The following is a 24,894-nucleotide window of genomic DNA, read 5'->3' as shown; positions in this document are numbered from 1 at the left end:
GACGCTACGCCTGGTCACCTGACCTACTCAAGCGGCAAAGGTCCCGACAATCCCCTGTTCAGGGTGTATTCCCTCTCACCTCGAGCAGTGTGTGACCCAGCCCCGGGAGCAGGCCCGTGTGACCGGGATCAATTCTGTTCGTCGGAGATGGCGCGATTGACCAGTTCGGGAATCATGTCCAGATCTTGCGGTACCGGCATCACATATCTGTTCAGGTGCGTGACCCGGGCGGCGAGGGTGACGCTCGACATCAGCCAGACCGAGTCGGCGGCGACGAGGTCTGCCGGCCGCAACAGGTCGGCCTTGGTCTTCCAGCCCTCGGAGGAGGCGAGATCGAAGACCGCGCGCACGGTGGTCGACTCGAGGATCCCGATCTCCGGCGGCGGGGTCACCAGGGTGTCGCCGTAGACCGCGACCACCGACGAGCGCGGCCCCTCGAGGACCACGCCCTCGCTGCTGACGAAGATGACGTCGTCGTAGCCCTCCGACGCGGCATGCCGCAGCGCGGCCATGTTGGTCGCGTAGCTGAGGGTCTTGGCGCCCAGGAGCTGCCAGGGCGCCCGCGCGGCGAGATCGATCGAGAAGCCGCGGTCGAGTGTGACCACCGAGACCCCGTCGGCCCGTGCGGACGCCACACGCTCGGGGACCGCCTCGACGGTGAGGTATGACGTCGGCGCATAGCCGTCCTCGCGCCCGCGGGTATAGACCAGGCGCAACAGCGCCTCCCCGGCCGTGCCGTGCTCCTGCGTCCACATCGACACCGCGGCGTCGACGGCACGGCGCCACTCGCCCTCGTCGGGTGCCGGGAGTCCCATCGCCGTGGCGCTGCGTCCGAGCCGCTCGAGATGCAGGCGCACGCAGCGGGCGCGTCCGCCGCGCACGAGAAGGGTCTCGAAGATGCCGTCCCCGCGTACCGCCGCGAGGTCGTCGGCGTGGAGGAAGGGGGCATCGGCGTCGTGGCGGGCGCCGTCGAGCGTGACGAGGATCGAATCCGACATGGATACGAGGCTGCCATGGTCGCCGCACCCGCGCTGCGCGCCCCCGCGGACACCCGGACCCGTAGAATCGACCCGTGAGCCGTTCACCCATCCTGACCAGGTATTCCGAGTCCGGGGCGGTGCCCGGCCCCGGAGGTTTCTCCTCCGCCGAGACCCCGTGGCACTTCGGTGATCCCCTCGGCGAGCAGCGTGCGGCGGCGCGCGGGGTGATCGTCGTGGACCGCTCCGACCGCGCGGTCATCGAACTCTCCGGGGACGAGCGGCTGAGCTGGCTGCACACGATCTCCAGCCAGCATGTCGCCGATCTGCCCGACCGCCGCAGCGCGGAGAACCTGTCGCTCGACGCGAACGGACGCGTCGAGGAGCACTTCGTCCTCACCGACGTCGACGGCGTCACCTGGATCGACACGGAGGGCTCCCGCGGCGAGCCGCTGGCCGGCTTCCTGAAGAAGATGGTGTTCTGGGCCAAGGCCGACCCGGTCCTGCGCCCCGACATGCGAGTCCTGACGCTCGTCGGCCCCGCCGCGGTCACCGGGCCGGTCGCCGACCTGCTCGAGATACCGGCCGACGCCGACGTGTACCGCGCCGGCGACCTCCCCGAGACCCATCACGAGGACGAGCCGCTGGGCTTCTGGCGGCGGATGCCGCCGCTGGGCGAGGACCGCGACCTGCCGGTCGTCGACGTCGTCGTGCCCGAGTTCGTCCTGCTCCGGTGGTGGGAGGCGCTGGCCGAGGCGGGTGCGCGCATGGCCGGCAGCTGGGCTCACGAGGCCCTGCGCGTCGCCGCCCGGCGCCCCCGGCTCGGCGTCGACACCGACGAGCGGACCATCCCCCACGAGGTCGACTGGATCGGCGGCCCCGGCGAGGAGGGCGCGGTCCACCTCGACAAGGGCTGCTACCGCGGTCAGGAGACCGTCGCCCGCGTCCACAATCTCGGCAAGGCACCCCGACGCCTGGTGCTGCTCCACCTCGACGGCAGCACCGACCGGCGGCCCGCCACCGGCGACCCGGTCACCGCCGGCGGACGCGCCGTCGGCCGGTTGGGCACGGTCGTCGACCACTACGAGTGGGGTCCCGTGGCGCTCGCACTCGTCAAGCGCAACGTCGGTGCCGACGTCGACCTCGCGGCGGGAGCGGAGGAACCGGTCAGCGCCCGCATCGATCCCGACTCGGTTCGCGAGGACGAACACGTCCAGGCCGGGCGCGCGGCCATCGAGCGCCTGCGGTCCGGCGCCGCGCCCCGGGACGCGTGACCCGGTGGGCACCGGAACCGTGCTGGCCGTCTGCGCGGCCGGCCGGGATGTCGTCCTGAAGGGCATCGGCCCCTCCGCCATCGACAAGCGCGCGCTCTCCGGGCGCGCGGAGGTCGGCGAGCTGGGTCTCGTGGCCGACCATCAGCGCAACCGCAGGCATCACGGCGGTGTCGATCAGGCGGTGTACGCCTACTCCGAGCCGGAGGCGCGCCGCTGGTCGGAAGAGCTCGGGCGTGAGCTTCCTTACGGATGGTTCGGGGAGAACCTCCGGATCGACGGGATCGGCGTCTCCGACGCGCACGTCGGGGAACAGTGGCGGGTCGGCGACGACGGGCTCGTGCTCGAGGTCACGATCCCGCGCGTGCCCTGCCGCACGTTCGCCGAGTGGGCCGGCGAGCCCCGATGGGTCAAACGGTTCATGAACCGCGCCGATTTCGGCGCCTACCTGCGGGTTCTCCGGTCGGGCACGGTCGCCGCCGGCGACACGGTCGAGGTGATCCATCGCCCCGGACACGGCGTGACGGCCCGCCATCTGCTCATCGGGACCGATCCCGACGCCCTTCGCACGCTGCTGGCGGCCGACGATCTCCCGGCCAAGGTGCGGCGCGAGGCCACCCGCATTCTCGCCAGGTCCGCCCCGCTCGACGACGCGGCAGGGCAGGGCGCGGCACACAATCTGTAGAGGCGCGCTAGACTGGCAGCACGACAGAATTACTTCAAGAGAACGGGGCCGCCAAAATGTTTGGCCGCCCCGTCATTGTGCGAGGGGGTCCCGTATGGGCCGCGGCCGGGCAAAGGCAAAGCAGACGAAGGTTGCACGTCAGCTGAAGTACTCCACACCGAACACCGATCTGGAACGTCTGCAGCGAGAGCTGTCCGGGCAGAGCAGCCCGGTTGATCGTCCGGATCCGGTGGACGAGTGGGCAGACGAGGACGAGTGGCGCCGCGCCTGACGCGCACCACTCCGGGCGCCCGTCTCACCACAGGCGCCCGACCTCTTCCCACGACCTCTCCGCTCAAGCGGACCTGCGGCGACGCGGGTTGATCTTCCCGTACGCTCCGGGCGCTCGCGACACCGCGAACGCCCGGAGCGCGTCGGATCACAGCCTGTTCCGACGACGACCGTGACGGCCGTGGGTGGAGGAGTCCTCGGCGGACCTGCCGAGTCGTCTGCACAGAACGAATCCGATCGACGCACTTCGCGATCGACAACACGAAGAGCGGCGGAACCGAACCGGTTCCGCCGCTCTTCGTGTTGTCCTGTGTCGCTGTCCGCTCTGGTCTCTTCGGCGCGTCTGCGGATCAGAACCGCGGGTGCTCGCCGACGAGGGACACGCGGTGTCGGGCCTCGGTACTCTTGGGGTCCGCGGCGCGCTTGATCGTGCCCAGCACCCAGTTGTCGACGTGGCGGGCGGTGAGCACGGCCTGCGCACGATCGGTGTCCTCGGGCGCGACGACCGCGACCATGCCGACACCCATGTTGAAGGTGCGCTCCATCTCGAGCTGCTCGACGCGGCCGCGCTGGGCGATCAGCGCGAAGATCGGCGCCGGGGTCCAGGTGTTGCGCTCCAGCTCGGCAACGAGCCCCTGCGGGATCACGCGCGCCAGGTTCTCCGCCAGACCGCCGCCGGTGATGTGGGCGAAGGTCCGGACGTCGGCCTCGGCGATGAGCGCCAGGCAGTCGCGGGCGTAGATGCGGGTCGGCTCGAGGAGCTCCTCGCCCAGGGTGCGGCCGAACTCCTCCACGTGTCCGCGCAGGTCCATGTGGCCCCACTCGAGCAGGACCTTACGGGCGAGCGAGTAGCCGTTGGAGTGCAGGCCGGACGAGCCCATGGCGATGACGACGTCGCCGGCCCGGACGCGGTCCGGGGTGAGCACGTCGTCGGCCTCGACGACGCCGACAGCGGTCGCCGACAGGTCGTAGTGGTTGTCCTGCATCAGGCCGGGATGCTCGGCGGTCTCACCGCCCAGCAGCGCACATCCGGCGTCGACGCAGCCGTCGGCGATGCCGGCCACGATCTCGGCGACGGTCTCGGGGACCACCTTGCCGACCGCGATGTAGTCCTGCAGGAACAGCGGCTCGGCACCGCAGACGACGAGGTCGTCGACGCACATGGCGACGAGGTCTCGGCCGACGGTGTCGTGCTTGTCGATGGCCTGCGCGATCGCGAGCTTGGTGCCGACGCCGTCGCTCGCCGCGGCGAGCACCGGCTCCCGGTAGTTGCCCTTCAGCGCGAACAGGCCGGAGAAACCACCGAGCCCGCCGAGCACCTCGGGGCGTGACGCCCGCTTGGCGTGCGGGGAGATGAGTTCCACCGCACGCTCACCGGCGTCGATGTCGACCCCGGCCGCCGCATAGGACGCCGGCGGCGTGGAGCCAGTCGTCTCGTCGGCAGCCGCATCCCGCTCGGTCATCTCCGCAAGCACCCCTTGTCGAAAAGTCGTTCTCGGCGTGTTCGCCGACGGATCACACGGTACCGGAGTGCACTTCCCCCGGATTCAGGGACGCATGACTGCGCTGACGTTGTCGTTGGGCTTCGTCAGCGGGTCGACCCCGTCCCCGGCGGCGGCGAGCATCTGCTCGAGCACCGCCTTGCCCAGGGAGCTCTCCTTGGGCAGTTCGATCGGATAGTTGCCGTCGAAGCACGCGGCGCACAGCGACGAGGCGGGCTGCTCGGTCGCCGCGATCATCTCGTCGATGCTGATGTAGCCGAGCGAGTCGGCGCCGATCGCCTGGCGCACCCCTTCGACCATGCCCTCCTCGGACTCCATGCCGTTGGCGATGAGCTCGGCCGGGGAGGCGAAGTCGATGCCGTAGAAGCAGGGCCAGCGCACGGGGCTCGACGCGATGCGGACGTGCACCTCGGCGGCGCCGGCCTCGCGCAGCATCCGGATGAGCGCGCGTTGGGTGTTGCCGCGGACGATCGAGTCGTCGACGACGACGAGGCTCTTGCCGCGGATGACCTCCCGCAACGGGTTGAGCTTGAGCCGGATGCCGAGCTGACGGATGGTCTGCGACGGCTGGATGAAGGTGCGCCCCACGTAGGCGTTCTTCATCAGGCCCTGGCCGTAGGGGATGCCGGATTCCTGGGCGAAGCCCACCGCCGCCGGGACGCCGGACTCGGGCACCGGGATGACCAGGTCGCCCTCGGCGGGATGCTCGCGGGCGAGGCGGCGTCCGATGTCGACGCGGGCCGAATGCACCGACCGTCCGTGGATCACCGAGTCGGGCCGGGCGAGGTAGACGTACTCGAAGACGCAGCCCGCCGGGGTCGGCTCGGCGAAACGCTGCGACCGCACGCCGTCGGCGTCGATGGCGAGCAGCTCGCCGGGCTCGATGTCGCGGACGAAGGACGCGCCGACGATGTCGAGGGCCGCGGTCTCGGAGGCGACGACCCAGCCGCGGTCGAGGCGGCCGAGCGACAGCGGGCGCACCCCGTGCGGGTCGCGCGCCGCATAGAGCGTGTGCTCGTCCATGAAGGTCAGGCAGAAGGCGCCCTTGAGGGTCGGCAGCAGCTCGAGAGCGGCCTGCTCGATCGAACTGTCGGCGGCGCCGTGGGCGAGGAGTGCTCCGACGACGTCGGAGTCCGAGGTGGCCGCGGAGCTCTTGATGCCGATCTCCCGGGCGCGGGCGGCCAGTTCGGCGGTGTTGACGAGGTTTCCGTTGTGTCCGAGGGCCACACCCGTGCCGGCGTCGGTGGTGCGGAAGATCGGCTGGGAGTTCTCCCAGGTGGTCGAGCCGGTGGTGGAGTACCGGCAGTGGCCGACGGCCACGTGTCCGCTCATGGCGCCCAGGGTCTGCTCGTCGAACACCTGGCTGACGAGGCCCAGATCCTTGAACACCACGACCTGGCTGCCGTCGCCGACCGCGATGCCCGCGGCTTCCTGGCCGCGGTGCTGCAGCGCGTAGAGGCCGTAGTAGGTGAGCTTCGCGACGTCCTCGCCCGGCGCCCACACGCCGAATACGCCGCACTCCTCGCGGGGTTCGTTCTCGGATTCGTCCAGCGGGGCCGGCTTCGGCGCACACCCACCGGCGGCGCATCCGCGCGCCTGTGCCGTGGGAGCGAGCAGGTTCACGTTGGTGATCGGACGATCAGTCATCGACTAGCTCCCCTGGGCTGCGAATCGGGTAACACGTAGAAGTGCCGGGAGACAAACGGGAGTTTACGTGGCCGTCGCCTCGCATTGCGAATCTTGCAGCGGCTCGCGGAGGCGAGTAATTCCACGTCACCCCCCATCAGTGACCGATCACACTCATCTCAGGGGCACGAGCGGCAGCAACTCGGCCACCAGCGCGGCCCGATGCCCCGACGCGTCGACCGTGCCGTCGGCGACCGCGTCGTCGAACGACAACCGGCCGGTCACCAGCTCCAGCCAGGCGCGCGGGGTGGTCTCGACGACGTTCGGCGGGGTGCCGCGCGTGTGGCGCGGCCCCTCGATGCACTGCACCGCCACGAACGGCGGGATGCGCACCTCCACCGAGTTGCCGGGGGCGAGTTGTTCGAGTGTCCGCGCGGTCCCGCGGACGGCCGCAGCGAGCTCGGCACGCGACGGCGTGGGCGCCGACGGATCGACGAGCCAGTCGGCGACGGCGAGGACCGCCGCCCGGACCTCCGCGGGATCGACTTTCTTGCGCACAACCACGTCAGACATCTTCGCAACGGGGTTCACGACGCCTGATCTGGGGCAGTATGTGTCCATGGGTGCGGAGGTGGACAAGCAGGAGTTCACGGGCGAGGACCGCGTGCGATTCCGACGACAGGTCAAGCGCGGCACGGACGCCATCGCCCGGATGCTCGCCGACGGCCTCTTCACCGACCACGGCCGGCCGCCGAAGCCGCTGCTCGGCATGGAGGTCGAGCTGAACCTGGTCGACGACATGTTGCGCCCGGCGATGGCCAACGCCACCGTGCTCGACGCGATCGCCGACCCCGACTACCAGACCGAGCTCGGCCAGTTCAACATCGAGATCAACGTCTCGCCGAGGCCGTTCACCACCGACGACACGATCTCCCTCGAGCAGGCCCTGCGTACGTCGCTGAACCGGGCCGAGGAGCGCGCCGCGCGGACCGACAACCATCTCGTGATGATCGGGATGCTCCCCACCCTGAAGTCCGAACACTTCGCCCATCAATGGATCTCGGCCAACCCCCGTTACGACCTGCTGAACCAGCAGATCTTCGCCGCGCGTGGCGAGGACCTCGAGATCGACATCAGCGGCGTCCCGCTCGACGACGACCATCAGAGCGAGCGCCTGCACACCTCGACGGACTCGATCCTGCCCGAGGCGGCCTGCACCTCGCTGCAGCTGCATCTGCGGGTGGCCCCGGAAGACTTTGCGGCCCACTGGAATGCCGCGCAGGCCATCGCGGGCATCCAGGTCGCGCTGGCCGGCAACTCGCCCTTCCTCGCCGAGACCGCGCTCTGGCACGAGAGCCGCATCCCGGTCTTCGAGCAGGCCACCGACACCCGGCCCCTGGAGCTGAAGAACCAGGGGGTGCGTCCCCGGGTGTGGTTCGGCGAGCGCTGGATCAACACCATCTTCGACCTGTTCGAGGAGAACACCCGCTACTTCCCCGCCCTGCTGCCCGTCTCCACCGACGTCGACCCGCTCGCCGAGCTCGACGCCGGCCGCATCCCGACGCTCGACGAGTTGCGGCTGCACAACGGCACCGTCTACCGCTGGAACCGGCCCGTCTACGACATCCACGAGGGGCAGGCGCACCTCCGCGTCGAGAACCGGGTGCTGCCCGCCGGGCCGACGGTGGTCGACACGATGGCCAACGCGGCGTTCTACTACGGCGTGGTCCGCGGCCTCGTCGAAGAGGACCGACCGCTGTGGTCGCAGATGTCGTTCAACGCCGCCGCCGAGAACCTGCAGTCCGGCGCGCATTTCGGCATGGAGTCGCAGCTGTACTGGCCCGACGTCGGCTGGGTGCGTCCGGACGAGCTCGTGCTGCGCCGGTTGTTGACGCTCGCCGAGAAGGGCCTGCAGGGGTACGGCGTCTCCGCCAAGGCCCGCAAGCGGTACCTGTCGGTCATCGAGGGGCGATGCATCACACGGCGCACCGGCTCGGTGTGGCAACGCGAAGCGGTGGCGGCCCGGGAGCGGGCCGGCGAGACGCGGTCGGAGGCGTTGCGCGGCATGCTCGGCGACTACATCACCCTCATGCACGAGGGCGAGCCGGTGCACACGTGGGACGTCTAGGCCGCCGCCACGTCCCCGCCTGACGTGTAGGCCGGGCAGCCGATCCCCGGAGGCCCGGAGACCCGGAGACCCGGAGACCCGGAGACCCGGAGACCCGGAGACCCGGAGGCCAGGAGGCCAGGAGGCCAGGAGGCACCAAACCCATTCCCGGACAACGGCATTCATCGTCCGCCGCCTCGTTCCAGAACCGCGACACCGGCCGGAGTCGCCGATCCGGCGATCCGCCGTCGCGACGCCGGCGACCTCGGTAGACGTCGCGCTCTCGCCGGAGGAGGTGGAACGCCTCGGCTCGATCGCCGGCCGGGTCGCCGGTGTACGGTCTATCCGCCCGGAGCACCTCGGCATCGAGGCGCCCGAACCCGCCTCGGCGAACTGACGTCCACCCGGATCAGGAGCAGCACATGACCGTCCACGAACGCTACGCGGATCCCGCGGCCCGACTCGGCGTCGCCAACGACACCATCGCGCTGCAACTCGCCCATCGCTCGGTGCGGCGGTTCACCGACCGCCCGGTGAGCGATGACGAGCTGTACGCGATCGTGGCCGCCGCGCAGTCCGCGGCCACGTCGTCGAATCTGCAGGCGTGGAGCGTCGTCGCGGTGCGCGACCGCGCCCGCAAGGCGCGGCTCGCCGAACTCGCCGGCGGTCAGGCGTTCATCGACCAGGCGCCGCTGTTCCTGGTCTGGGTGGCCGACCTGTCGCGGGCCCGGCGCCTCGCCGCCCGGGCCGGGGCACGGCTCGACGGAGCCGACTACCTCGAGTCCACGATCCTCGGTTTCGTCGATACCGCGCTGGCCGCACAGAACGCGGTCGTCGCGGCCGAATCACTCGGTCTGGGAACGGTGTTCGTCGGCGCGATCCGCAACCGCCCGCGCGAGGTCGCGGCCGAGCTCGGACTCCCCGATCACGCCGTCGCCACGTTCGGCCTCGCGGTCGGGACGCCCGACCCCACCGAGGACGCCGGCATCAAGCCGCGCCTGCCGCAGGATGTGGTGCTGCACCACGAGCAGTACTCCGACCCCGCCGAGACGGACCGCCTCATCGAGGGTTACGACGCCGCACTGGAGCCTACAACACGCGTCATGGGCTGACGGGCGGCTGGAGCGACCGTGTCGTCGGGCGACTGGCCGGACCGGAATCGCTCAGCGGCCGGGACAAGCTGCGCGACGAGCTCGCCCATCTGGGCTGGCCCTCACGCTGAGCCGGGCGCGAAGCTCAGCCCCGCGCCACGAGCCCCCGCCCGGTGATGAGCGGGAGGTCGAGCGCGGTCACCAGACCCGCATGGGCCTCGACCACGGCCGGAACGGAGTTCACCAGGCGCATCGCGGTCACGATCATGCCCGAGACGTTGTGGTCGCCGTTCTCGCCGTGATGCCCGAACTCGACGGCCATCTCCGGCTCTCCGGAGATCAGGATGCGGTAGCAGCCGTCGCCTGAGTTCGGGCGCGGCCACTGAGGGCACTGGTCGGGATGCGTGCGTGTGTAGTGTTCCAGCACAACCCGATCCACGCCGTTCACCTGGCCGACCACCTCGAAACGCAACGCGGCCATGGTGCCCTCGGGGATCTCCACCGACACGGTCGAGTAATCCCGGTCGGCCGCGACGCGTTCGACCCGCTCGACGAGCGGCTCGTCGAGCGTGACGCCGAGTCCGGCGGCGATCTGCCGCACCACCGATCCCCATCCCATCGACAGGATCCCCGGCGACAGCAACAGCGGAGTGGTGTCCATGGGCTGCCCGAAGCCGAACAGGTCGCGCATCACGACCGGTTGGTAATACGTCGAGTAGTCCGCGATCTCCTGGCAGCGCACCTCGTCGATCCGCTGCGACAGGCTTGTCATCGACAGCGGCAGAACGTCATTGGCGAACCCGGGATCGATGCCGTTGACGTGCAGGCTGGCCCCGCTCGCCGCTCCCGCCTTCTCGATCCGCTCGAGCAGGGAGTCGGGCAGGATGCCGAACGGGAACTGCAGCACCACCGGCCCGCTGGAGACGACGTTGACCCCGTTCTCCACGAACCAGATCAGGTCCTCGATCGACTCCATGACGCGGTCGTCGGTCATCGCGGTGTGCACGATGCAGTCGGGTTTCAGGGCGATCAGCGCATCCCGGTCCGACGTCGCGCGGACACCCAGTTCGCGACCGAGACCGGCGAGCTCTCCGGCGTCTTTTCCGACCTTGTCCGGGTTGGACACCCAGACCCCCACGAGTTCGAGGTCGGGATGGGCGTCGATGCCCGCGATTGCATGCCTGCCGACCGTTCCGGTCGACCACTCGACCACACGTAGCGCCATGCCCCCAAACTAGAACACGTTTCAGGAGCGGACGGCGGGTTCCGCCAGATCGACAGCCGGCGTTCGTGGCAGACTCCGGTGGGTGACCACTGACAAGACCGGTGCACCGACGGCGGTCGCAGACGTCCCGGCCGCACGTCGCTACGAGATCACCGTGTCCGAGCCCGGCACGACGGCCGACGGCGCCGCCACCCTTGCGGGCTTCGCCGAATACCGCGACCGGGACCGGGACGGGGCGCCGACCGAGCGGGTCTTCTTCCACACCGAGGTCGACGAGGCCTTCGGCGGGCGCGGTCTCGCCACGATCCTCGTCCGCGAGGCCCTCGACGACGCCCGCGCCCGCGGCTTGGCGATCATCGGGGTGTGCCCGCTGGTCAAGGCCTTCCTCGGCAAGCATCCCGAATACGCCGACAGCTCCCGGCCCGTCACGCCCGACGTGCTGGCCTGGCTCCGCACGCAGCGAGACTGAATCCCCACCGCCATGTCCGACCCCGCGCCGCCTCCCGCCGACCGCGCCTCCGGCCGACCCTCGAAAGATTCCTCGGCACCGCTTTCCATCGACTTCCGCGGACACCGGACGATGCTCAAGTGGCACCGTGGCCGCCGACGTGCCGACGATCCGCCGTTCACCGCGTCTCGCATCGTCGAGGGCATGCGACTCGGCGCGTCCGTCGAGGTCGACCTGGTCATCCACGCCGACCGCGGGTTCGCGGTGCTGCACGACCGCCGCATCGACCGGGCCACCACCGGCAGCGGCGCCATCGCAGCCCTACCCGCCTCCTACCTCCGCGGGCAGACGCTGCTCGACAACCGGGGACGGCCGACCGGCGAGCGCGTGCTGCTCCTCGAGGACCTCACCGATCTCCTCACCGGCATCGAGATCGCACCCGACGCCCTGCTCCAACTGGATTTCAAGGAGGACGCCGCGGCGCTCGACGACCGCGCCGTCGAGATCTTCGCCGCCGGCGTCGCCCCCTTCGCCTCGCATTACATCCTGTCGTGCGGAGACGCGGCGGCGGTGGAGCGACTGACGTCCGCGACACCGGGAATCCGCGTCGGTTACGACCCATGCCATCGCGGTGCGGCCGATGCGGCCATCCGCTCCGGCGACTACGCGGGATTCGTCGACCGGGCGGTGTCCGCGTCGCCCGATGCGGAGATGATCTATCTGGAGAACCGCCTGATCCTGGCGGCCGACCGCAACGGGGTCGATCTGGTCGGCGCATTCCATGCCCGCGACCGGCGCGTCGACGGCTACACGGTGACCAGGGTGGTGCCCGACACCGTCCGGGAGGTCCGGCGGCTTCTCGAACTCCGCGTCGACCAGATCACGACCGACGACCCGGAGTCCCTCGCCGCACTCGACTTCGAACGGCTCGACGCCGATATCCTGACGGGGAGAACCGATTCGGGATCACGGCTCGTCCGCTGGGTGCGGCGCACGACCGGCCTCGGACCCGGACCGACGACGACCCGTGCCTGAGACGATCCCGACCTGAGACGACCCGGGTCTGAGAAGAGACAGACCGGTGTCGTCTCAGACGTGTAGGGACCAGAACGGCTGCACCGGGATGTTCCGGACGACGAACCACGCGATCACCACGAGGAGCACGGCGACCGCCGACCACCGCAGGTTGTGCCAGCCGCAGATCCGCCGACCGGTCCACAGGCGCAGGCAATAGGTCCCGAAACTCACGAGCAACAGGGCGAGTGCGATGACGCCGACCGCGTTGTAGTGCAACGCAGCCGCCAGATCACCGTGCAGGAGCGAGTAGATCGCCCGCTGCATACCGCACCCCGGGCAGGTGATCCCGAGGAAGAACTTGGTGGGGCACACCGGCAACACCCCGCCCGGCGTGGTCGGGTCGCCGAACCAGATTGCGGCGCAACACATCCCGACACCGGAAAGGACGGCCGCCGGGCCGAGTACCGGATGTGCCGGGAGCGTCGACAGTCGACGGCCGACAGAGGCGATCCGCCCCGGGGGCCCGACACCGGTGCTCACCGCACCCGCGTCGTCTGCTCCGGCTCTCACCGTCCCGACCTCGGCCTCGGTTCGCCCGCCAACCTCAGTACGCCGAGGACGACGCCGCGGCGCCGAACAGGATGACGAAGAAGAGGACATAGACGATGACGAACAGAACCCAGCAGACGACCGAGGCGATCGCACCCCACAGTGCCCACTTCTTGGCATCGTCGGCCGCCTTCTGGGCGCCCGCGAAATCGCCCATCGCCCAGAGCTTGCTGACCGAGGTCGACTTCACGATCGCGACGATGCCCGTCGGCAGGCAGCACAGCACCGTGGACAGGATCGCCCAGACGAGGTTGTTGTTGTTGAGAATCCTGTGTCCTAGACGACGTCGCCGAACAGGCGCGGGAGCGTCGACTCGTGGACCTCGCGCAGTTCGGTCAGCGGCACGGAGAAGTAGTCCTGCACCTCGACCGAATCGCTGCCCTGGTCCACCACGCCGATCCGGGTCCACGGCATGCCGCGGGCGTCGAGCATCGCGACGAAGCGGGATTCCTCGGTGCGCGGCACCGCGACCAGGACGCGGCCGGCCGACTCGGAGAACAGCCAGACGAACGGGTCGGCATCCTCCGGCAGCAGGACCCGGCACCCGGTCTCACCGGCGAGCGCCGACTCGACGACGGCCTGGATGAGACCGCCCTCGCTGAGATCGTGTGCGGCCGAGACCAATCCGTCGCGCGAGGCGGCGGTCAGGATCTCCGCGAGCAGGCGCTCGCGCTCGAGGTCGACCTCCGGCGGGACGCCGCCGAGATGGTCATGGGCCACCTGCGCCCAGATCGAGCCGTCGAACTCGTCGCGGGTCTCGCCGAGCAGGATCAGGGTCTCACCGGGCTCGGTGCCGAAGCCGGTGGGGATCCGTCGGTGCACGTCGTCGATGACGCCGAGCACGCCGACCACCGGCGTCGGCAGGATCGGGGTCGAACCGGTCTGGTTGTAGAAGCTGACGTTGCCGCCGGTGACCGGGATGCCGAGCTGTGCGCAGCCGTCGGCGAGGCCGCGGACCGCCTGCTGGAACTGCCACATGACGGCCGGATCCTCGGGCGAGCCGAAGTTGAGACAGTTGGTGACCGCGCGCGGGGTGGCACCCGACACCGCGACGTTCCGGTAGGCCTCGGCCAGCGCGAGCTGCGCGCCCCGGTACGGGTCGAGGAACGTGTAGCGGCCCGAGGCGTCGGTCGCCAGGGCGATGCCGCGGCCGGTCCGCTCGTCGATGCGGATCATGCCGGAGTCGGCATGCTCGGCGAGGACGGTGTTGCCGCGGACGTAGCGGTCGTACTGCTCGGTGATGAACTTGCGGCTGCACAGGGCCGGGCTGGCGAGCATCTGCAGCAGCGTCTCGCGCAGTTTCTCGGGCGTGCTCGGACGCTGCAGCGGCTCGGTCGTCGACGCGATGACGGTGTCCTGCCACTCGGGCCGCGCCACCGGACGCTCGTACACCGGGCCGTCGTGGGCGACGGTGCGCGGCGGCACGTCGACGACGGTCTCGCCGTGCCAGTCGATGACCAGGCGGTCGCCGTCGGTGACCTCGCCGATGACGGTGGCCAGGACCTCCCATTTACGGCAGACCTCGAGGAAGGCGTCGACGTTCTCGGGTTTGACGACCGCGCACATGCGCTCCTGCGACTCGCTGGAGAGCACCTCGGCCGGAGTCATTCCCTCGGCGCGGGTCGGCACCTTCTCCAGGTCGATGTGCATGCCGCCGTCGCCGGCCGCGGCGAGCTCGCTGGTGGCGCAGGACAGACCCGCGCCGCCGAGGTCCTGGATGCCGACGACGAGGCCCGCCTTGTACAGCTCGAGGCAGCACTCGATGAGCACCTTCTCGGTGAACGGATCGCCGACCTGCACGCTCGGCAGCTTCTTGCGGTTCGGCCCGGAATTGTCGCCGTCGTCGTCGAAGGTCTCCGAGGCGAGCACCGACACGCCGCCGATGCCGTCGAGGCCGGTGCGCGCGCCGAACAGGATGATCTTGTTGCCGGCGCCGGAGGCGAAGGCCAGGTGCAGGTCCTCGACTCGCAGGACGCCCGCACACAACGCGTTGACGAGCGGGTTGCCGGCGTAGCTGGCGTCGAAGACGGTCTCGCCGCCGATGTTGGGCAGGCCCAGGGAGTTGCCGTAGCCGCCGATGCCGCGGACCACGCCGTCGACGACGCGGCGGGTGTCGGGGGCGTCGGCGGCGCCGAAGCGCAGCTGGTCCATGACCGCGACCGGACGCGCGCCCATCGCCATGATGTCGCGGACGATGCCGCCCACGCCCGTCGCCGCGCCCTGGTAGGGCTCGACGTAGCTCGGGTGGTTGTGCGACTCGACCTTGAAGGTGACCGCCCAGCCGTCGCCGATGTCGACGACGCCGGCGTTCTCGCCGATGCCGGCCAGCATCCCGGCGCGCATCTCCTCGGTGGTGGTCTCACCGAAGTAGCGCAGGTGGACCTTGGAGGACTTGTAACTGCAGTGCTCGGACCACATCACCGAGTACATGGCGAGTTCGGCGTCGGTGGGCCGACGGCCGAGGATCTCGCGGATGCGCGTGTACTCGTCGTCCTTGAGACCGAGTTCGCGGAACGGTTGCGGATGGTCCGGGGTCTGGGCAGCGGCTGAGACGGTATCCACCTGGGCACTCACCTTGACCAGTCTAGGCGTGGCCGGGGCGTCGCGACCGACGGGGCGCGGCAGACGGTCTCGGCTGGGGAGATCTGCACCGGGAGACACCGCGGTCTGGCGATAGTCTGTCACCCGAGCTGCACGGGTGCGTCCGGGCGGGCGCTGGGGCCGGGGTGCCGCCCGCGACGAGGCACCGGTGCCGACTTCACACGATCGACGGGGGGACGCGATGGCCGATGTGCGCAAGGCGAGGGCGCTTTTCGAACTGGGCGTGCTGAGCCTCGACATCCCCATCGACGGCCAGGAACCGATCAACAATCCCGCCCAGGCGGCCAAGGCCTTCACCCGGGCCACCGAATGGGATTCCTCCCTGGGCGACGCCTGGATCGGGCGGATGGCATGCGGCGACCGCTCCGACGAGGTGATCCTCGGCCTGTACCGCGCCCGGGGGTCGATCGGAGCCGAGCAGCGCCGTCTGGGCCTGCCGCCGGGCACGCTCGCCGGCCGGTGGGACACCGGCTACTACATCGAATACCCGGCGATGACCGCCGTGGACGCGACCGCCGCCTACGCCGCGAGCCTGATCCGCGGCGCGGACTTCGCCGGCGCCGAGGAGGTGCTCGACGAGATCCCGCCCGCACATCGCCTGCCGATCACCGACTACGTCCGCGCCCTGCTGCATCTCCGCACGCAGCGGTGGCCCGACGTGCTGACGGCCCTCACCCGCTCGGACCGGTGGGGCGACCCCGTCATGCAGGCGGTGGGCGACCTGATGGCCGGCATCGCCTGCGTCCATCTCGGGATGCTCGGAGAGGGGATACGCCGACTGCAGAACGCCGTCGACGGTCCGCTGCCGACCTGCTCGACCGAGGCCATGTACGTCTACGGCATGGCGCTGCGCGCGCAGGGGCACGAGGAGAAGGCCAAGGCGATGTTCGAGCAGGCCTACGCCCGCAACCCCGCGATGACCGCGGCCGTGCAGGCGCTGCAGTCGCCGGGCCTGCAACTCGTCCCGACGACGGCCGAGGAGATCGCCGCCCGCACCGACAGGTGGGACCCGAGGTCGGTGCCCGAACGCGGGACGACCCTCGTGTCCTCCGGCGAGGACACCGGCGACGGCGCCGACGAACTGGTGGGCGAGGCGCAGCGCGAGCTCGCCGAACAGATCGGGCTCGAGTCGGTGAAGCAGCAGGTCGCCAAGCTGCAGTCCGCGGCGATGCTGGCGCGGGTGCGCGCGGATCGGGGCCTGTCCACCACGGCCCGCAGCCTCCATCTGGCGTTCACCGGGCCGCCCGGCACCGGCAAGACGACGGTGGCCCGGATCGTCGCCAAGATCTACTGCGGCCTGGGGTTCATCAAGACCGACAAGGTCGTCGAGGCCTCGCGCCGCGACATGGTCGGCGAACACCTGGGCAGCACGGCGATCAAGACCTCCGCGCTCATCGACTCCGCGATGGACGGCGTGCTGTTCATCGACGAGGCCTACACCCTGATCCAGCAGGGACTCTCCGGCGGCGACGCGTTCGGCCGAGAGGCCGTCGACACGCTGCTGGCGCGCATGGAGGACGACCGCGACCGCCTGGTGGTGATCATCGCCGGGTACGACGGCGAGATCGACCGGTTCCTGGCCTCCAACGACGGCCTGGCGTCGCGGTTCGCCCGCCGGGTGCGGTTCGAGTCCTATACACCCCGGGAGTTGGCGCAGATCGGCGAGTTCATCGCGCGCAGGCGCGATTCCGTGCTCACCCCGGAGGCGGTGGCCGAACTCGAACAGGCCTGCGCCCCGCTCTACCACGACGTTCGCGGCGAGGGCCCGGGCGCCCGGCGCGCCACCGACCTCGCCGGCAACGGCCGCTTCATCCGCAACATCATCGAATCGGCGGAGGAGGAGCGCGAGTACCGGCTGAGCACGACCGGCGATCTCGAATCGCTGACGGCCGACGACCTCATGCGCATCGAGGTCGACGACATCCGCTCGGCGATCTCCGGCGTGCTGTCAGGATTACGACGGTAGACCCGCGTCCCGATCCGCTTCCGTCAGCACAGAACAGAGAGGTTCCGCGCATGCCCACGTCTTCGGCCCGCACCCGTGTCCGTCCCGGCCTGCTCACCTGCTCCGTCGCCGCCGCGCTGTCGGTGACGCTCGCCGGATGCTCGTCCGACGAGACCACCCCCGAGCCGACGACCTCCGCTCCCGCATCGTCGATCTCCTCGCCCGCCCCGGCGTCCTCGGCAGCGTCGACGTCTCGGGCCACGTCCACGAGCGCGGAGCGGTCCGCCGCGACCCCGGAGCCCTCGGCTCCGGGTGCCGGACCCGCCACGAAGACCTCCGCGCCCCGGTCGGCGACGACATCTGCCGGCGCACCGGCGGCCGGCCAGGCCGCGAAGATGAGTTGCCGCGCCTTCCGCGAACTCGACGACGCCGCGCGTGCCGCGGCGGTCACCTCGCTCGGGGTGAAGGACAACGCCGAGCAGGTCGCGATGGTGGTGGCCGTGACCTGCCTGAGCCGACCCGACGACAAGGTCTCCGACGTCGTCGATGAACTGGTGGCCGGACGCTGATACGTTCTCCAGCATGATGAATCGCCCGTGGACGGTGCTGCACGGCCCACTGTTCTCGCGGAGCCGCCCCCTGGACCGCGAACACGCCGCGCCCCGGATCAGCGCCTACATCTACGGCAACATCCTGATCCTGGCCGCGCTCATCCCGCTGCACCTCACCGATGACTTCGTCGGCATCCTCATCGTGCTCGGCACCGCGGCCTCGACCTTCGTCGCCCACGTCTTCGCCGAGGCGGTCGGCCGCCGGGTGCACCAGGGCGCGATCCACCCGACGAAGTCGGAGATCCTGCACCACCTGCGGGATTCGGTGCCGATCCTGTCCTCGGCGTCGGTCCCGTGCCTCATCCTGGCCATGGCCTGGCTCGGCTGGATCGAGCCGCGCACCGCGCAACTGGCCGCGGAGATCGTGATCCTGCTGCGCATCGGCGGAACGGTCTTCGTCATCGACCGCCTCAACAACGAGAGGTCCAGCCGCGCAACGGTGATCGCCTCGGCAGTCGTGACGCTGGTCGCCACCGCGATCGTCGTGATCAAGGTCGTGATGACGCACTGAGTCGTCCTGCCGGCCGTCTTCCTGTGAACCGTCCACGTGGACGGTCCTCGTCCTCGTGGGCGATCCGGACGGCGGATACCGGTGCTCGCGACCGTCGTCGAGCAGCACCACGACGCTCTACGACCTGCTCCGCACCGCGCCCCGGTGACAGCCCGGCCGGGTGACCGACCCCCCCCAGGGCTCGCCGAACCGGTGGACGGGCGGGTCAGCCGCCGGCGCCCCCGCTGGTGACCGTGAGGATCGCCTCGGTCAGCTCCGGACGGCAGATGACCAGGTCGGGCAGGTAGGTGTCGTCGTTGTTGTAGACCAGTTCGGAGCCGTCGATGCGCCCGCACCACAGCCCCTTGGCCCGCGCGACGGCGACCGGCGCGGCCGAGTCCCATTCGTACTGGCCGCCGGCATGCACATAGGCGTCGGCCTCGCCGCGGACCACCGCCATGGCCTTGGCGCCCGCCGAACCCATCGGCAGCACCTCCCCGCCGATGGCGGCGGCGACCTCGTCGGCGAACGCCGGCGGCCGCGAGCCGCTGACCACCACGCGCGGAAGGCCGGTCCGCGGCCGCGATGCGAGCCCCTCGGTGGGCTCGACGGCGGTGTCGTCGTCGACGTAGGTCACCCCGAGCGCGGGCAGCGCGACGGCACCGGCGACGAGCCCGCCCGACGCGGACCAGAGCGCGACGTGCACGGCCCAGTCGGCTCGGCCCCCGCCGTTCTCGTAGGTCCCGTACTCGCGGGTGCCGTCGACCGGATCGACGATCCAGACGCGTTCGGCGGACAGCCGTGTCTTGTCGTCGGCCGACTCCTCCGACAGCACGGCGTCGCCGGGACGCTCCTCTGCCAGTCGCCGCAGCAGGAACTCGTTGGACCGGAGGTCGCCGGCCTTGCCCAGTTCCTTGCCGACCAGACCGCTGGTCTTGCGGATGTCCAGCAGGAGTTCGCCTGCCGCGGTGGCGAGTTCGCCCGCCAGTGCTCGATCGTCGGTCACGCCTGATCCTCTCTGGCCCGGCAGGTGCCGGGGTCGGCCGGGTCCGTGCTCCTACAGCCCCAGGTTACGGATCACCATGTCAGCGACCTCTGCCGGCGCGCCGTCGGCGGGGGTTATGACCAGCTCGGGGTCCTCCGGCCGCTCGTAGGGCGAGTCGATGCCGGTGAACTGGCCGATCTCCCCGCGCCGCGCCCGGCGGTACAGGCCCTTGGGGTCGCGGCGTTCGCATTCCTCGAGCGGGGTGTCGATGAAGATCTCGTAGAACGGCAGGCCGCGCTCGGCGTGGATCTCGCGGGCGCGTCGCCGTTCCTCGGCGAACGGGCTGATCAGCGAGACGATCGCGACCGCGCCCGAGTCGGCGAACAGCGCGGCGACCTCGCTGGTGCGACGGATGTTCTCGCGCCGGTCGTCGTCGGAGAAGCCGAGGTCGGAGTTGAGGCCGTGCCGCAGGTTGTCGCCGTCCATCAGGTAGGCCGGCCGCCCCTCGGCGACGAATCGCCGCTCCAGTTCCACGGCCAGCGACGACTTGCCCGACCCGGACAGGCCGGTCAGCCAGATTGTGGCGCCGCGGTGCGGGCGGTGTTCCCGCGAGACCTTGGAGGCCTGCCAGACGACGTGGCTGTCGTGACTCACCGGGGCCGTGATCATGCCGGCCGCGACCGTCCGGTTGGTCGCCTCGTCGATGAGGATGAAGCTGCCGGTGTCCCGGTTGCGCCGGTAGGAGTCGAACATCACCGGCTCCTGCGTGTGCAGGGTGATCCGACCGATCTCGTTGAGGGACAATCCGTCCGCCTGCTCGTCGCGATGCAGGGTGTTGACGTCGAGTCGGTAGTTCAGCCCGCTGATCTGCGCACGCGTCAACCGGGTGCCGCACAGCATCTGATAGCGGTTGTGCGGACGCAGTTCGGCGTCCTCGGCGAACCAGCACACCATCGCGTCGATGTCGCGGCCGACGTAGGGACGGTTGTTGGGCCGGGCGAGCATGTCTCCGCGCACGATGTCGATCTCGTCGGCGAGCTCGACCGAGACGGCCATCGAGGCGAACGCCTCATCGACCGTTTGGCCCCCGGGGCCCCAGATCGCCGTGATCGTGGTGCTGAATCCGCTTGGCAGGACCACGATCTCATCACCCTTGGTGAACACGCCGCCGGCGACGGTGCCCGCGTACGCGCGATGGTCGAGGCCGTCGCTGCGCTGCGGGCGGATCACGTACTGCACGGGCAGACGCGCGTCGATCAGGTTGCGGTCGGAGGCGATGTAGACGTTCTCCAGATGGCTGAGCAGCGGTCGGCCCTCGTACCACGGCATGGCAGAGGAGGATTCGACGACGTTGTCGCCGCGCAGGGCCGAGATCGGGATGAACGTCACGTCGGCGACGTTGAGTTTCGCCGCGAATTCGACGAATTCGGCACAGATCTCGTCGAAGCGCTCCTGCGACCAGTCCACCAGGTCCATCTTGTTGACGCACACCGTCAGGTGCGGGATGCCGAGCAACGACGACAGGAAGGCGTGCCGACGGGTCTGTTCGAGGACCCCCTTGCGGGCGTCGATGAGGATGATCGCGAGATCCGCGGTCGACGCCCCGGTCACCATGTTGCGGGTGTACTGGGTGTGGCCCGGGGTGTCGGCGATGATGAACTTCCGCTTGGGCGTGGCGAAGTAGCGGTACGCGACGTCGATGGTGATGCCCTGCTCGCGCTCGGCGCGCAGGCCGTCGGTCAACAGGGCGAGGTCAGCGTACTCGTCGCCGCGGGCCGCGCTGGTGCGTTCGATCGCCTCGAGTTGATCGGCGAAGATTGCCTTCGAGTCGTAGAGCAGCCGCCCGATCAGCGTCGACTTGCCGTCGTCGACCGATCCCGCCGTGGCGAGCCGCAACAGTTCGGTGGCACCCCGGTGATCTCCGCCCATCAGAAGTACCCCTCCTTCTTGCGATCCTCCATGCCGGACTCCGAGATCCGGTCGTCGGCGCGCGTCGCGCCGCGCTCGGTCAGCCGGGTGACCTCGATCTCGGCGATCACCTTCGCCACGTCATCGGCGTCCGACACCACGCACCCGGTGCAGGTCGCGTCGCCGACGGTGCGGAACCGCACGGTCTCCACGCGCACCTCCTCCCCCGGAAGCGGCTGCAGGAAACGCGTTTTCGCCAGCAGCATGCCGTCGCGTGGGATGACCTCGCGTTCATGCGCGTAGTAGATCGAGGGCAGCTCGATGTCCTCCTGCGCGATGTACTGCCAGATGTCGAGTTCGGTCCAGTTCGACAGCGGGAAGACGCGGATGTGCTCGCCCTTGTGGTGGCGCCCGTTGTAGAGCCGCCACAGCTCGGGACGCTGGTCACGCGGGTTCCACGCGCCGAATTCGTCGCGGAAGCTGAACACGCGCTCCTTGGCGCGCGCCTTCTCCTCGTCTCGGCGGGCGCCGCCGAACACCGCGTCGAACCGGTTCTCGGCGATCCCGCGCAGAAGCGCGGTGGTCTGCAGGCGGTTGCGGCTCGCCCCGGGACCGGTGGGCTCGACGACCCGCCCGGCGTCGATGTCGTCCTGGACCGAGCTCACGATCAGCCGGACGCCCGTCTTCTCGACGATCCGGTCGCGATAGTCGATGACCTCGTCGAAGTTGTGGCCGGTGTCGACGTGCATCAGCGGGAACGGGATCGGCGCCGGCCAGAACGCCTTGCGCGCGATGTGGAACATCACCACCGAGTCCTTGCCCCCGGAGAAGAGCAGGACCGGACGTTCGAATGTCGCCGCGACCTCGCGGAAGATGTGCACCGACTCGGCCTCGAGCTCCGCGAGGTGCGACAGCTCGTAGCCGTGATGTGTCGGCGGGCGCGCAGGACTTCCGCCCTGGTTCCCGGTGTCGGTCGTGCTGGTCACCGCGCGCAACCCCCTTGACATGTCGAATATTCGACACTAAGTGTTGACAATGTGACACCGACGGTAGGTGACCCCTCGCAGACGCGTCAACCGGCGCGCCCCGCGTCGCCCCCGACCGCCCGCGTGGTCCACATCGTCGAACTCCTGGCCGAGTCGGACCGGCAATCGCTCACCCTTGCCGAGATCGTCCGCCACACCTCGCTCTCGCGCGCCACGGCGCACGCGATCGTCTCGGAACTGACCGCACGCGGATGGCTCAGCCGCGATCCGGGGAGCGGGCGCTACGGCATCGGGCCGGACTTCCTCGCACTGGCCCGCAAGGCGGGTGGCGCCGACCACCTGCAGCGATGGGCCGCAACCGAGACCCGGGCGCTCTGCGATCGCTTCGGCATCCCGTTCTTCGTGGCACGACGCTCCTCGTCGGATGTCCTGACCCTCGCCGCGCACGCCTTCCCGCCGCACCTCACCCCCGGGTCCGAACCCCACCCGTGGCTCCGGGACGGGAGCCGCATCCGGATCCGTCCGCCGATCTGCCGCGAGTTCGTCGCGTTCGATCCCCCCGCCGACCGTGAGGCCTGGGTCGCCCGGGCCTCGGAGTCCTCCCGCACCCGGCTCCGCGTCGTGCTCGACGTGGTCGCCGAGCGCGGCTACTCGATCGAGCGCATGACCGACGACCACGTGGCCGTCATCGAGGCCCTCGGATCGCTCGACACCATGCCCGAGACCCTGCGGAACCGCGTGGGCGACCTGCTCACCGAGCTCTCCGTCGTCGACTACCTTCCCGAGGAGCTCGAATCGGCTGCGGCAGATGGAATCCCGGTTGTCACGATCGGTGCGCCGGTCTTCGGCGAGAACCGGCGGGTGGTCGCGGCCATGGTCGCCTGCCCGAACACGACACTACCCCTGCCCGAGCTGCGCACCCTCGCCGAGGCCACCCGGGCCAGCGCCGCCGCGATCTCGACGCATCTGCCCTGAACCCCTCCTGCGCGTCGGCCGATCGTCCGGGTGCCCGTGTCGGATCCGCCCAACCCGCCACATCGCGGCAGCACAAGCACGACAATGCCGGAGAGTGCCCGATCCGATGTGAGGAGCTCTGCATGACCCGAAACACGACGTTCGCCAGGCTCGCCGCGGTCGCGCTCTCGGTCGCCGCCGCCGCAGGCCTCGGTCTCGCGGGAGCCGGGCACGCCGGCGCCGCCCCCTCCCGGGAATACCCCTTGTCGACGTGCGTCGGGCTGTCCCCCAACGTCGCCGACATCCCGTTCCTGGCCCGACGCGCCATCGTCAGCACCTATGGCGGCAACGCCTACATCGCCACCGACTTCCCGAGCCTCTTTCCCGGCGGCTACCAGTCGACGGCCCGGCTCGACTGGCACAACACCGCCACCAAGAAGCGCGGCAGCAAGGTCAGCAGCACCCGGGTGAACCCGCCCTATCAGGGCGTCCACTACTTCGTGATCCCGCTGAACCAGATCGGCCGGGGCACGGTGAACGTCACCTTCAGCGCGGTCAACCGCAACGCGCTGTGGGCGATCCCGTCCACGAGCTGCACCGGGACCATCCACATCCCCTGAGGCTACCAACCAAGCACTTGCTAGGTTAGGCTCGTGGCATGAGTGATGCCGTGATCCCGCCCGCACTCGGGCCCGACGACCTCGGCCCGGACACCACGCCGGTCGCCTATGAGGTCGGCGGACCCGACTCCGCGGTCGCGTACGTGACGCTGAACCGACCCGAGTACCGCAACGCCCAGAACTCGGTGATGACCTATTCGCTCGACGCCGCCTTCCGCAAGGCCGTCGACGATCCGTCGGTCAAGGTGATCGTGCTGCGCGCCAACGGCAAGCACTTCTCGGCCGGCCACGACATCGGCACCCCCGAACGCGACTTCGACACCTACTACGACAACGTCGCCGTCCTGCACTGGGACCACACCGACAAGACCGGCGCCGACCAGCGTCTCGCCCGCGAGATGGAGGTCTACATGGGGATGTGCCGCCGCTGGCGCGACATCCCCAAGCCGCTGATCGCCCAGGTCCACGGCGCCTGCATCGCCGGCGGCCTGATGCTCGCCTGGATCTGCGACTTCATCGTCGCCTCCGACGACGCTTTCTTCTCCGACCCGGTCGCCCGCATGGGCATCCCCGGTGTCGAGTACTTCGCGCACGCCTACGTGCTCGGCCCGCGCCGAGCCAAGGAGATCCTGTTCACCGGCGAGCGTTTCACCGCCACCCAGGCCGCCGACTGGGGCATGGTCAACCACGTCGTCCCGCGCGACCAGCTGGAGACGAAGGTGAACGAGATCGCCGAGAAGGCCGTGGCGATGCCGATGCAGGGCCTGTTCCTCAGCAAGAAGGCCGTGAACATCTGCGAGGACCAGATGGGCATGCGCAATGCCATGGACTCGGTGTTCGGGTGGCACCACTTCGCGCACTCGGCCAACGCCGAGGCCGGCGGCGACTCGCTCGGCGGCATGGACGCCAAGTCGATGAAGGCCGCCGGTTCGTCCGCCTCGTCGAGCCCCCGGGCAGGTGGCTGAC

At 70.0% G+C, this 24,894-nt stretch carries 22 protein-coding genes and 2 pseudogenes; 13 read left to right on the top strand and 11 right to left on the bottom strand.

The genetic code is table 11. From position 1 onward, the window contains the following. Nucleotides 1-128: 128 nt before the first annotated feature. Nucleotides 129-998: an aminodeoxychorismate lyase gene (locus tag E1P53_RS16200; protein ID WP_131734911.1), complete on the bottom strand. Its 870-nt coding sequence runs from the start codon at nucleotides 996-998 to the stop codon at nucleotides 129-131. 74 nt (nucleotides 999-1,072) lie between these two features. On the opposite strand from E1P53_RS16200, the gene ygfZ reads away from it, so the two are divergent. From ygfZ to E1P53_RS16185, 3 genes are all read left to right on the top strand, one after another. Continuing rightward, nucleotides 1,073-2,251, top strand: a complete 1,179-nt coding sequence (gene ygfZ, locus E1P53_RS16195) for a CAF17-like 4Fe-4S cluster assembly/insertion protein YgfZ (RefSeq protein ID WP_131734910.1) — start codon at nucleotides 1,073-1,075, stop codon at nucleotides 2,249-2,251. A 4-nt stretch (nucleotides 2,252-2,255) separates the two neighbouring features. After that, nucleotides 2,256-2,933 carry an MOSC domain-containing protein gene (locus E1P53_RS16190; protein ID WP_131734909.1) on the top strand — a complete coding sequence of 226 codons (678 nt, stop codon included), beginning with the start codon at nucleotides 2,256-2,258 and terminating at the stop codon, nucleotides 2,931-2,933. Nucleotides 2,934-3,027: 94 nt separating this feature from the next. Next, nucleotides 3,028-3,204, top strand: coding sequence for a DUF3073 domain-containing protein (locus E1P53_RS16185; protein WP_006899012.1), 177 nt, complete (start codon nucleotides 3,028-3,030; stop codon nucleotides 3,202-3,204). A gap of 349 nt (nucleotides 3,205-3,553) precedes the next feature. Here E1P53_RS16185 and purM read toward each other — a convergent pair whose 3' ends face one another. The 3 genes from purM to E1P53_RS16170 all read right to left on the bottom strand — a co-directional run bounded on the left by purM (nucleotide 3,554) and on the right by E1P53_RS16170 (nucleotide 6,904). Continuing rightward, on the bottom strand, nucleotides 3,554-4,666 hold the full coding sequence (purM, locus tag E1P53_RS16180) for a phosphoribosylformylglycinamidine cyclo-ligase (RefSeq protein WP_006899011.1): 1,113 nt from the start codon (nucleotides 4,664-4,666) through the stop codon (nucleotides 3,554-3,556). 84 nt (nucleotides 4,667-4,750) lie between these two features. After that, nucleotides 4,751-6,352 carry an amidophosphoribosyltransferase gene (purF, locus tag E1P53_RS16175; protein WP_109238168.1) on the bottom strand — a complete coding sequence of 534 codons (1,602 nt, stop codon included), beginning with the start codon at nucleotides 6,350-6,352 and terminating at the stop codon, nucleotides 4,751-4,753. A 153-nt stretch (nucleotides 6,353-6,505) separates the two neighbouring features. Continuing rightward, nucleotides 6,506-6,904 carry a sterol carrier family protein gene (locus tag E1P53_RS16170; protein WP_040526319.1) on the bottom strand — a complete coding sequence of 133 codons (399 nt, stop codon included), beginning with the start codon at nucleotides 6,902-6,904 and terminating at the stop codon, nucleotides 6,506-6,508. Nucleotides 6,905-6,950: 46 nt separating this feature from the next. Between E1P53_RS16170 and E1P53_RS16165 the strand changes: the two genes are divergently transcribed. Together E1P53_RS16165 and E1P53_RS16160 are read left to right on the top strand one after the other, a co-directional pair. Further along, nucleotides 6,951-8,459, top strand: coding sequence for a glutamate-cysteine ligase family protein (locus tag E1P53_RS16165; protein ID WP_109238169.1), 1,509 nt, complete (start codon nucleotides 6,951-6,953; stop codon nucleotides 8,457-8,459). A 401-nt stretch (nucleotides 8,460-8,860) separates the two neighbouring features. Next, nucleotides 8,861-9,660: pseudogene (locus E1P53_RS16160) on the top strand (NADPH-dependent oxidoreductase). A gap of 14 nt (nucleotides 9,661-9,674) precedes the next feature. On the opposite strand, the gene E1P53_RS16155 reads toward E1P53_RS16160, so the two are convergent. Next, nucleotides 9,675-10,754: an NAD(P)H-dependent amine dehydrogenase family protein gene (locus E1P53_RS16155; RefSeq protein WP_006899005.1), complete on the bottom strand. Its 1,080-nt coding sequence runs from the start codon at nucleotides 10,752-10,754 to the stop codon at nucleotides 9,675-9,677. An 82-nt stretch (nucleotides 10,755-10,836) separates the two neighbouring features. On the opposite strand from E1P53_RS16155, the gene E1P53_RS16150 reads away from it, so the two are divergent. Both E1P53_RS16150 and E1P53_RS16145 read left to right on the top strand, forming a co-directional pair. After that, nucleotides 10,837-11,223: a GNAT family N-acetyltransferase gene (locus E1P53_RS16150; RefSeq protein WP_131734908.1), complete on the top strand. Its 387-nt coding sequence runs from the start codon at nucleotides 10,837-10,839 to the stop codon at nucleotides 11,221-11,223. 111 nt (nucleotides 11,224-11,334) lie between these two features. After that, on the top strand, nucleotides 11,335-12,237 hold the full coding sequence (locus tag E1P53_RS16145; RefSeq protein WP_131734907.1) for a glycerophosphodiester phosphodiesterase: 903 nt from the start codon (nucleotides 11,335-11,337) through the stop codon (nucleotides 12,235-12,237). 54 nt (nucleotides 12,238-12,291) lie between these two features. On the opposite strand, the gene E1P53_RS16140 is transcribed toward E1P53_RS16145, so the two are convergent. The 3 genes and pseudogenes from E1P53_RS16140 to purL form a co-directional block, all read right to left on the bottom strand. Then, nucleotides 12,292-12,648: a DUF2752 domain-containing protein gene (locus tag E1P53_RS16140; protein ID WP_131735361.1), complete on the bottom strand. Its 357-nt coding sequence runs from the start codon at nucleotides 12,646-12,648 to the stop codon at nucleotides 12,292-12,294. A gap of 175 nt (nucleotides 12,649-12,823) precedes the next feature. Beyond that, a pseudogene (locus E1P53_RS16135) lies at nucleotides 12,824-13,087 on the bottom strand (CD225/dispanin family protein); the annotation flags it as partial. A gap of 17 nt (nucleotides 13,088-13,104) precedes the next feature. Further along, nucleotides 13,105-15,402 (bottom strand): phosphoribosylformylglycinamidine synthase subunit PurL, encoded by a 2,298-nt coding sequence (purL, locus tag E1P53_RS16130; RefSeq protein ID WP_181954858.1) that lies wholly within the window; start codon nucleotides 15,400-15,402, stop codon nucleotides 13,105-13,107. A gap of 208 nt (nucleotides 15,403-15,610) precedes the next feature. Here purL and eccA point away from each other — a divergent pair, with 208 nt between their 5' ends. Genes eccA through E1P53_RS16115 form a run of 3 tightly spaced genes read left to right on the top strand, consistent with a single transcriptional unit; the run spans nucleotide 15,611 to nucleotide 18,496 of the window. Continuing rightward, the gene (gene eccA / locus E1P53_RS16125; RefSeq protein WP_006898999.1) at nucleotides 15,611-17,395 is read left to right on the top strand and encodes a type VII secretion AAA-ATPase EccA; all 1,785 of its coding nucleotides are present in this window, start codon (nucleotides 15,611-15,613) and stop codon (nucleotides 17,393-17,395) included. Between the two features lie 50 nt (nucleotides 17,396-17,445). Continuing rightward, entirely contained in the window at nucleotides 17,446-17,943 is a 498-nt protein-coding gene (locus E1P53_RS16120; protein WP_006898998.1) for a hypothetical protein, read from the top strand. Between the two features lie 13 nt (nucleotides 17,944-17,956). Then, entirely contained in the window at nucleotides 17,957-18,496 is a 540-nt protein-coding gene (locus E1P53_RS16115; protein WP_006898997.1) for a hypothetical protein, read from the top strand. Between the two features lie 205 nt (nucleotides 18,497-18,701). On the opposite strand, the gene E1P53_RS16110 is transcribed toward E1P53_RS16115, so the two are convergent. From E1P53_RS16110 to cysD, 3 genes are read right to left on the bottom strand one after another with little or no spacing between them, the layout of a single operon-like run. Beyond that, nucleotides 18,702-19,481, bottom strand: a complete 780-nt coding sequence (locus E1P53_RS16110; RefSeq protein WP_131734906.1) for a 3'(2'),5'-bisphosphate nucleotidase CysQ — start codon at nucleotides 19,479-19,481, stop codon at nucleotides 18,702-18,704. Between the two features lie 51 nt (nucleotides 19,482-19,532). Beyond that, nucleotides 19,533-21,389: an adenylyl-sulfate kinase gene (cysC, locus tag E1P53_RS16105; RefSeq protein ID WP_131734905.1), complete on the bottom strand. Its 1,857-nt coding sequence runs from the start codon at nucleotides 21,387-21,389 to the stop codon at nucleotides 19,533-19,535. Continuing rightward, a complete protein-coding gene (cysD, locus tag E1P53_RS16100; RefSeq protein ID WP_371831004.1) occupies nucleotides 21,389-22,375 on the bottom strand; it encodes a sulfate adenylyltransferase subunit CysD in 987 nt (328 codons plus the stop codon). The genes cysC and cysD overlap by 1 nt, the downstream gene beginning before the upstream one ends. A gap of 30 nt (nucleotides 22,376-22,405) precedes the next feature. Here cysD and E1P53_RS16095 point away from each other — a divergent pair, with 30 nt between their 5' ends. The 3 genes from E1P53_RS16095 (at nucleotide 22,406) to E1P53_RS16085 (ending at nucleotide 24,893) form a co-directional block, all read left to right on the top strand. Beyond that, a complete protein-coding gene (locus tag E1P53_RS16095; protein WP_131734904.1) occupies nucleotides 22,406-23,329 on the top strand; it encodes an IclR family transcriptional regulator in 924 nt (307 codons plus the stop codon). A 122-nt stretch (nucleotides 23,330-23,451) separates the two neighbouring features. Continuing rightward, on the top strand, nucleotides 23,452-23,928 hold the full coding sequence (locus tag E1P53_RS16090; RefSeq protein ID WP_131734903.1) for a hypothetical protein: 477 nt from the start codon (nucleotides 23,452-23,454) through the stop codon (nucleotides 23,926-23,928). A gap of 38 nt (nucleotides 23,929-23,966) precedes the next feature. After that, nucleotides 23,967-24,893, top strand: a complete 927-nt coding sequence (locus E1P53_RS16085) for an enoyl-CoA hydratase (RefSeq protein WP_109238179.1) — start codon at nucleotides 23,967-23,969, stop codon at nucleotides 24,891-24,893. The last annotated feature ends 1 nt before the right edge of the window (nucleotide 24,894 follow it).

This window comes from Gordonia paraffinivorans (assembly GCF_900683595.1).
GTDB lineage: Bacteria > Actinomycetota > Actinomycetes > Mycobacteriales > Mycobacteriaceae > Gordonia > Gordonia paraffinivorans.
This window is presented reverse-complemented; position numbering and strand designations above follow the sequence as displayed.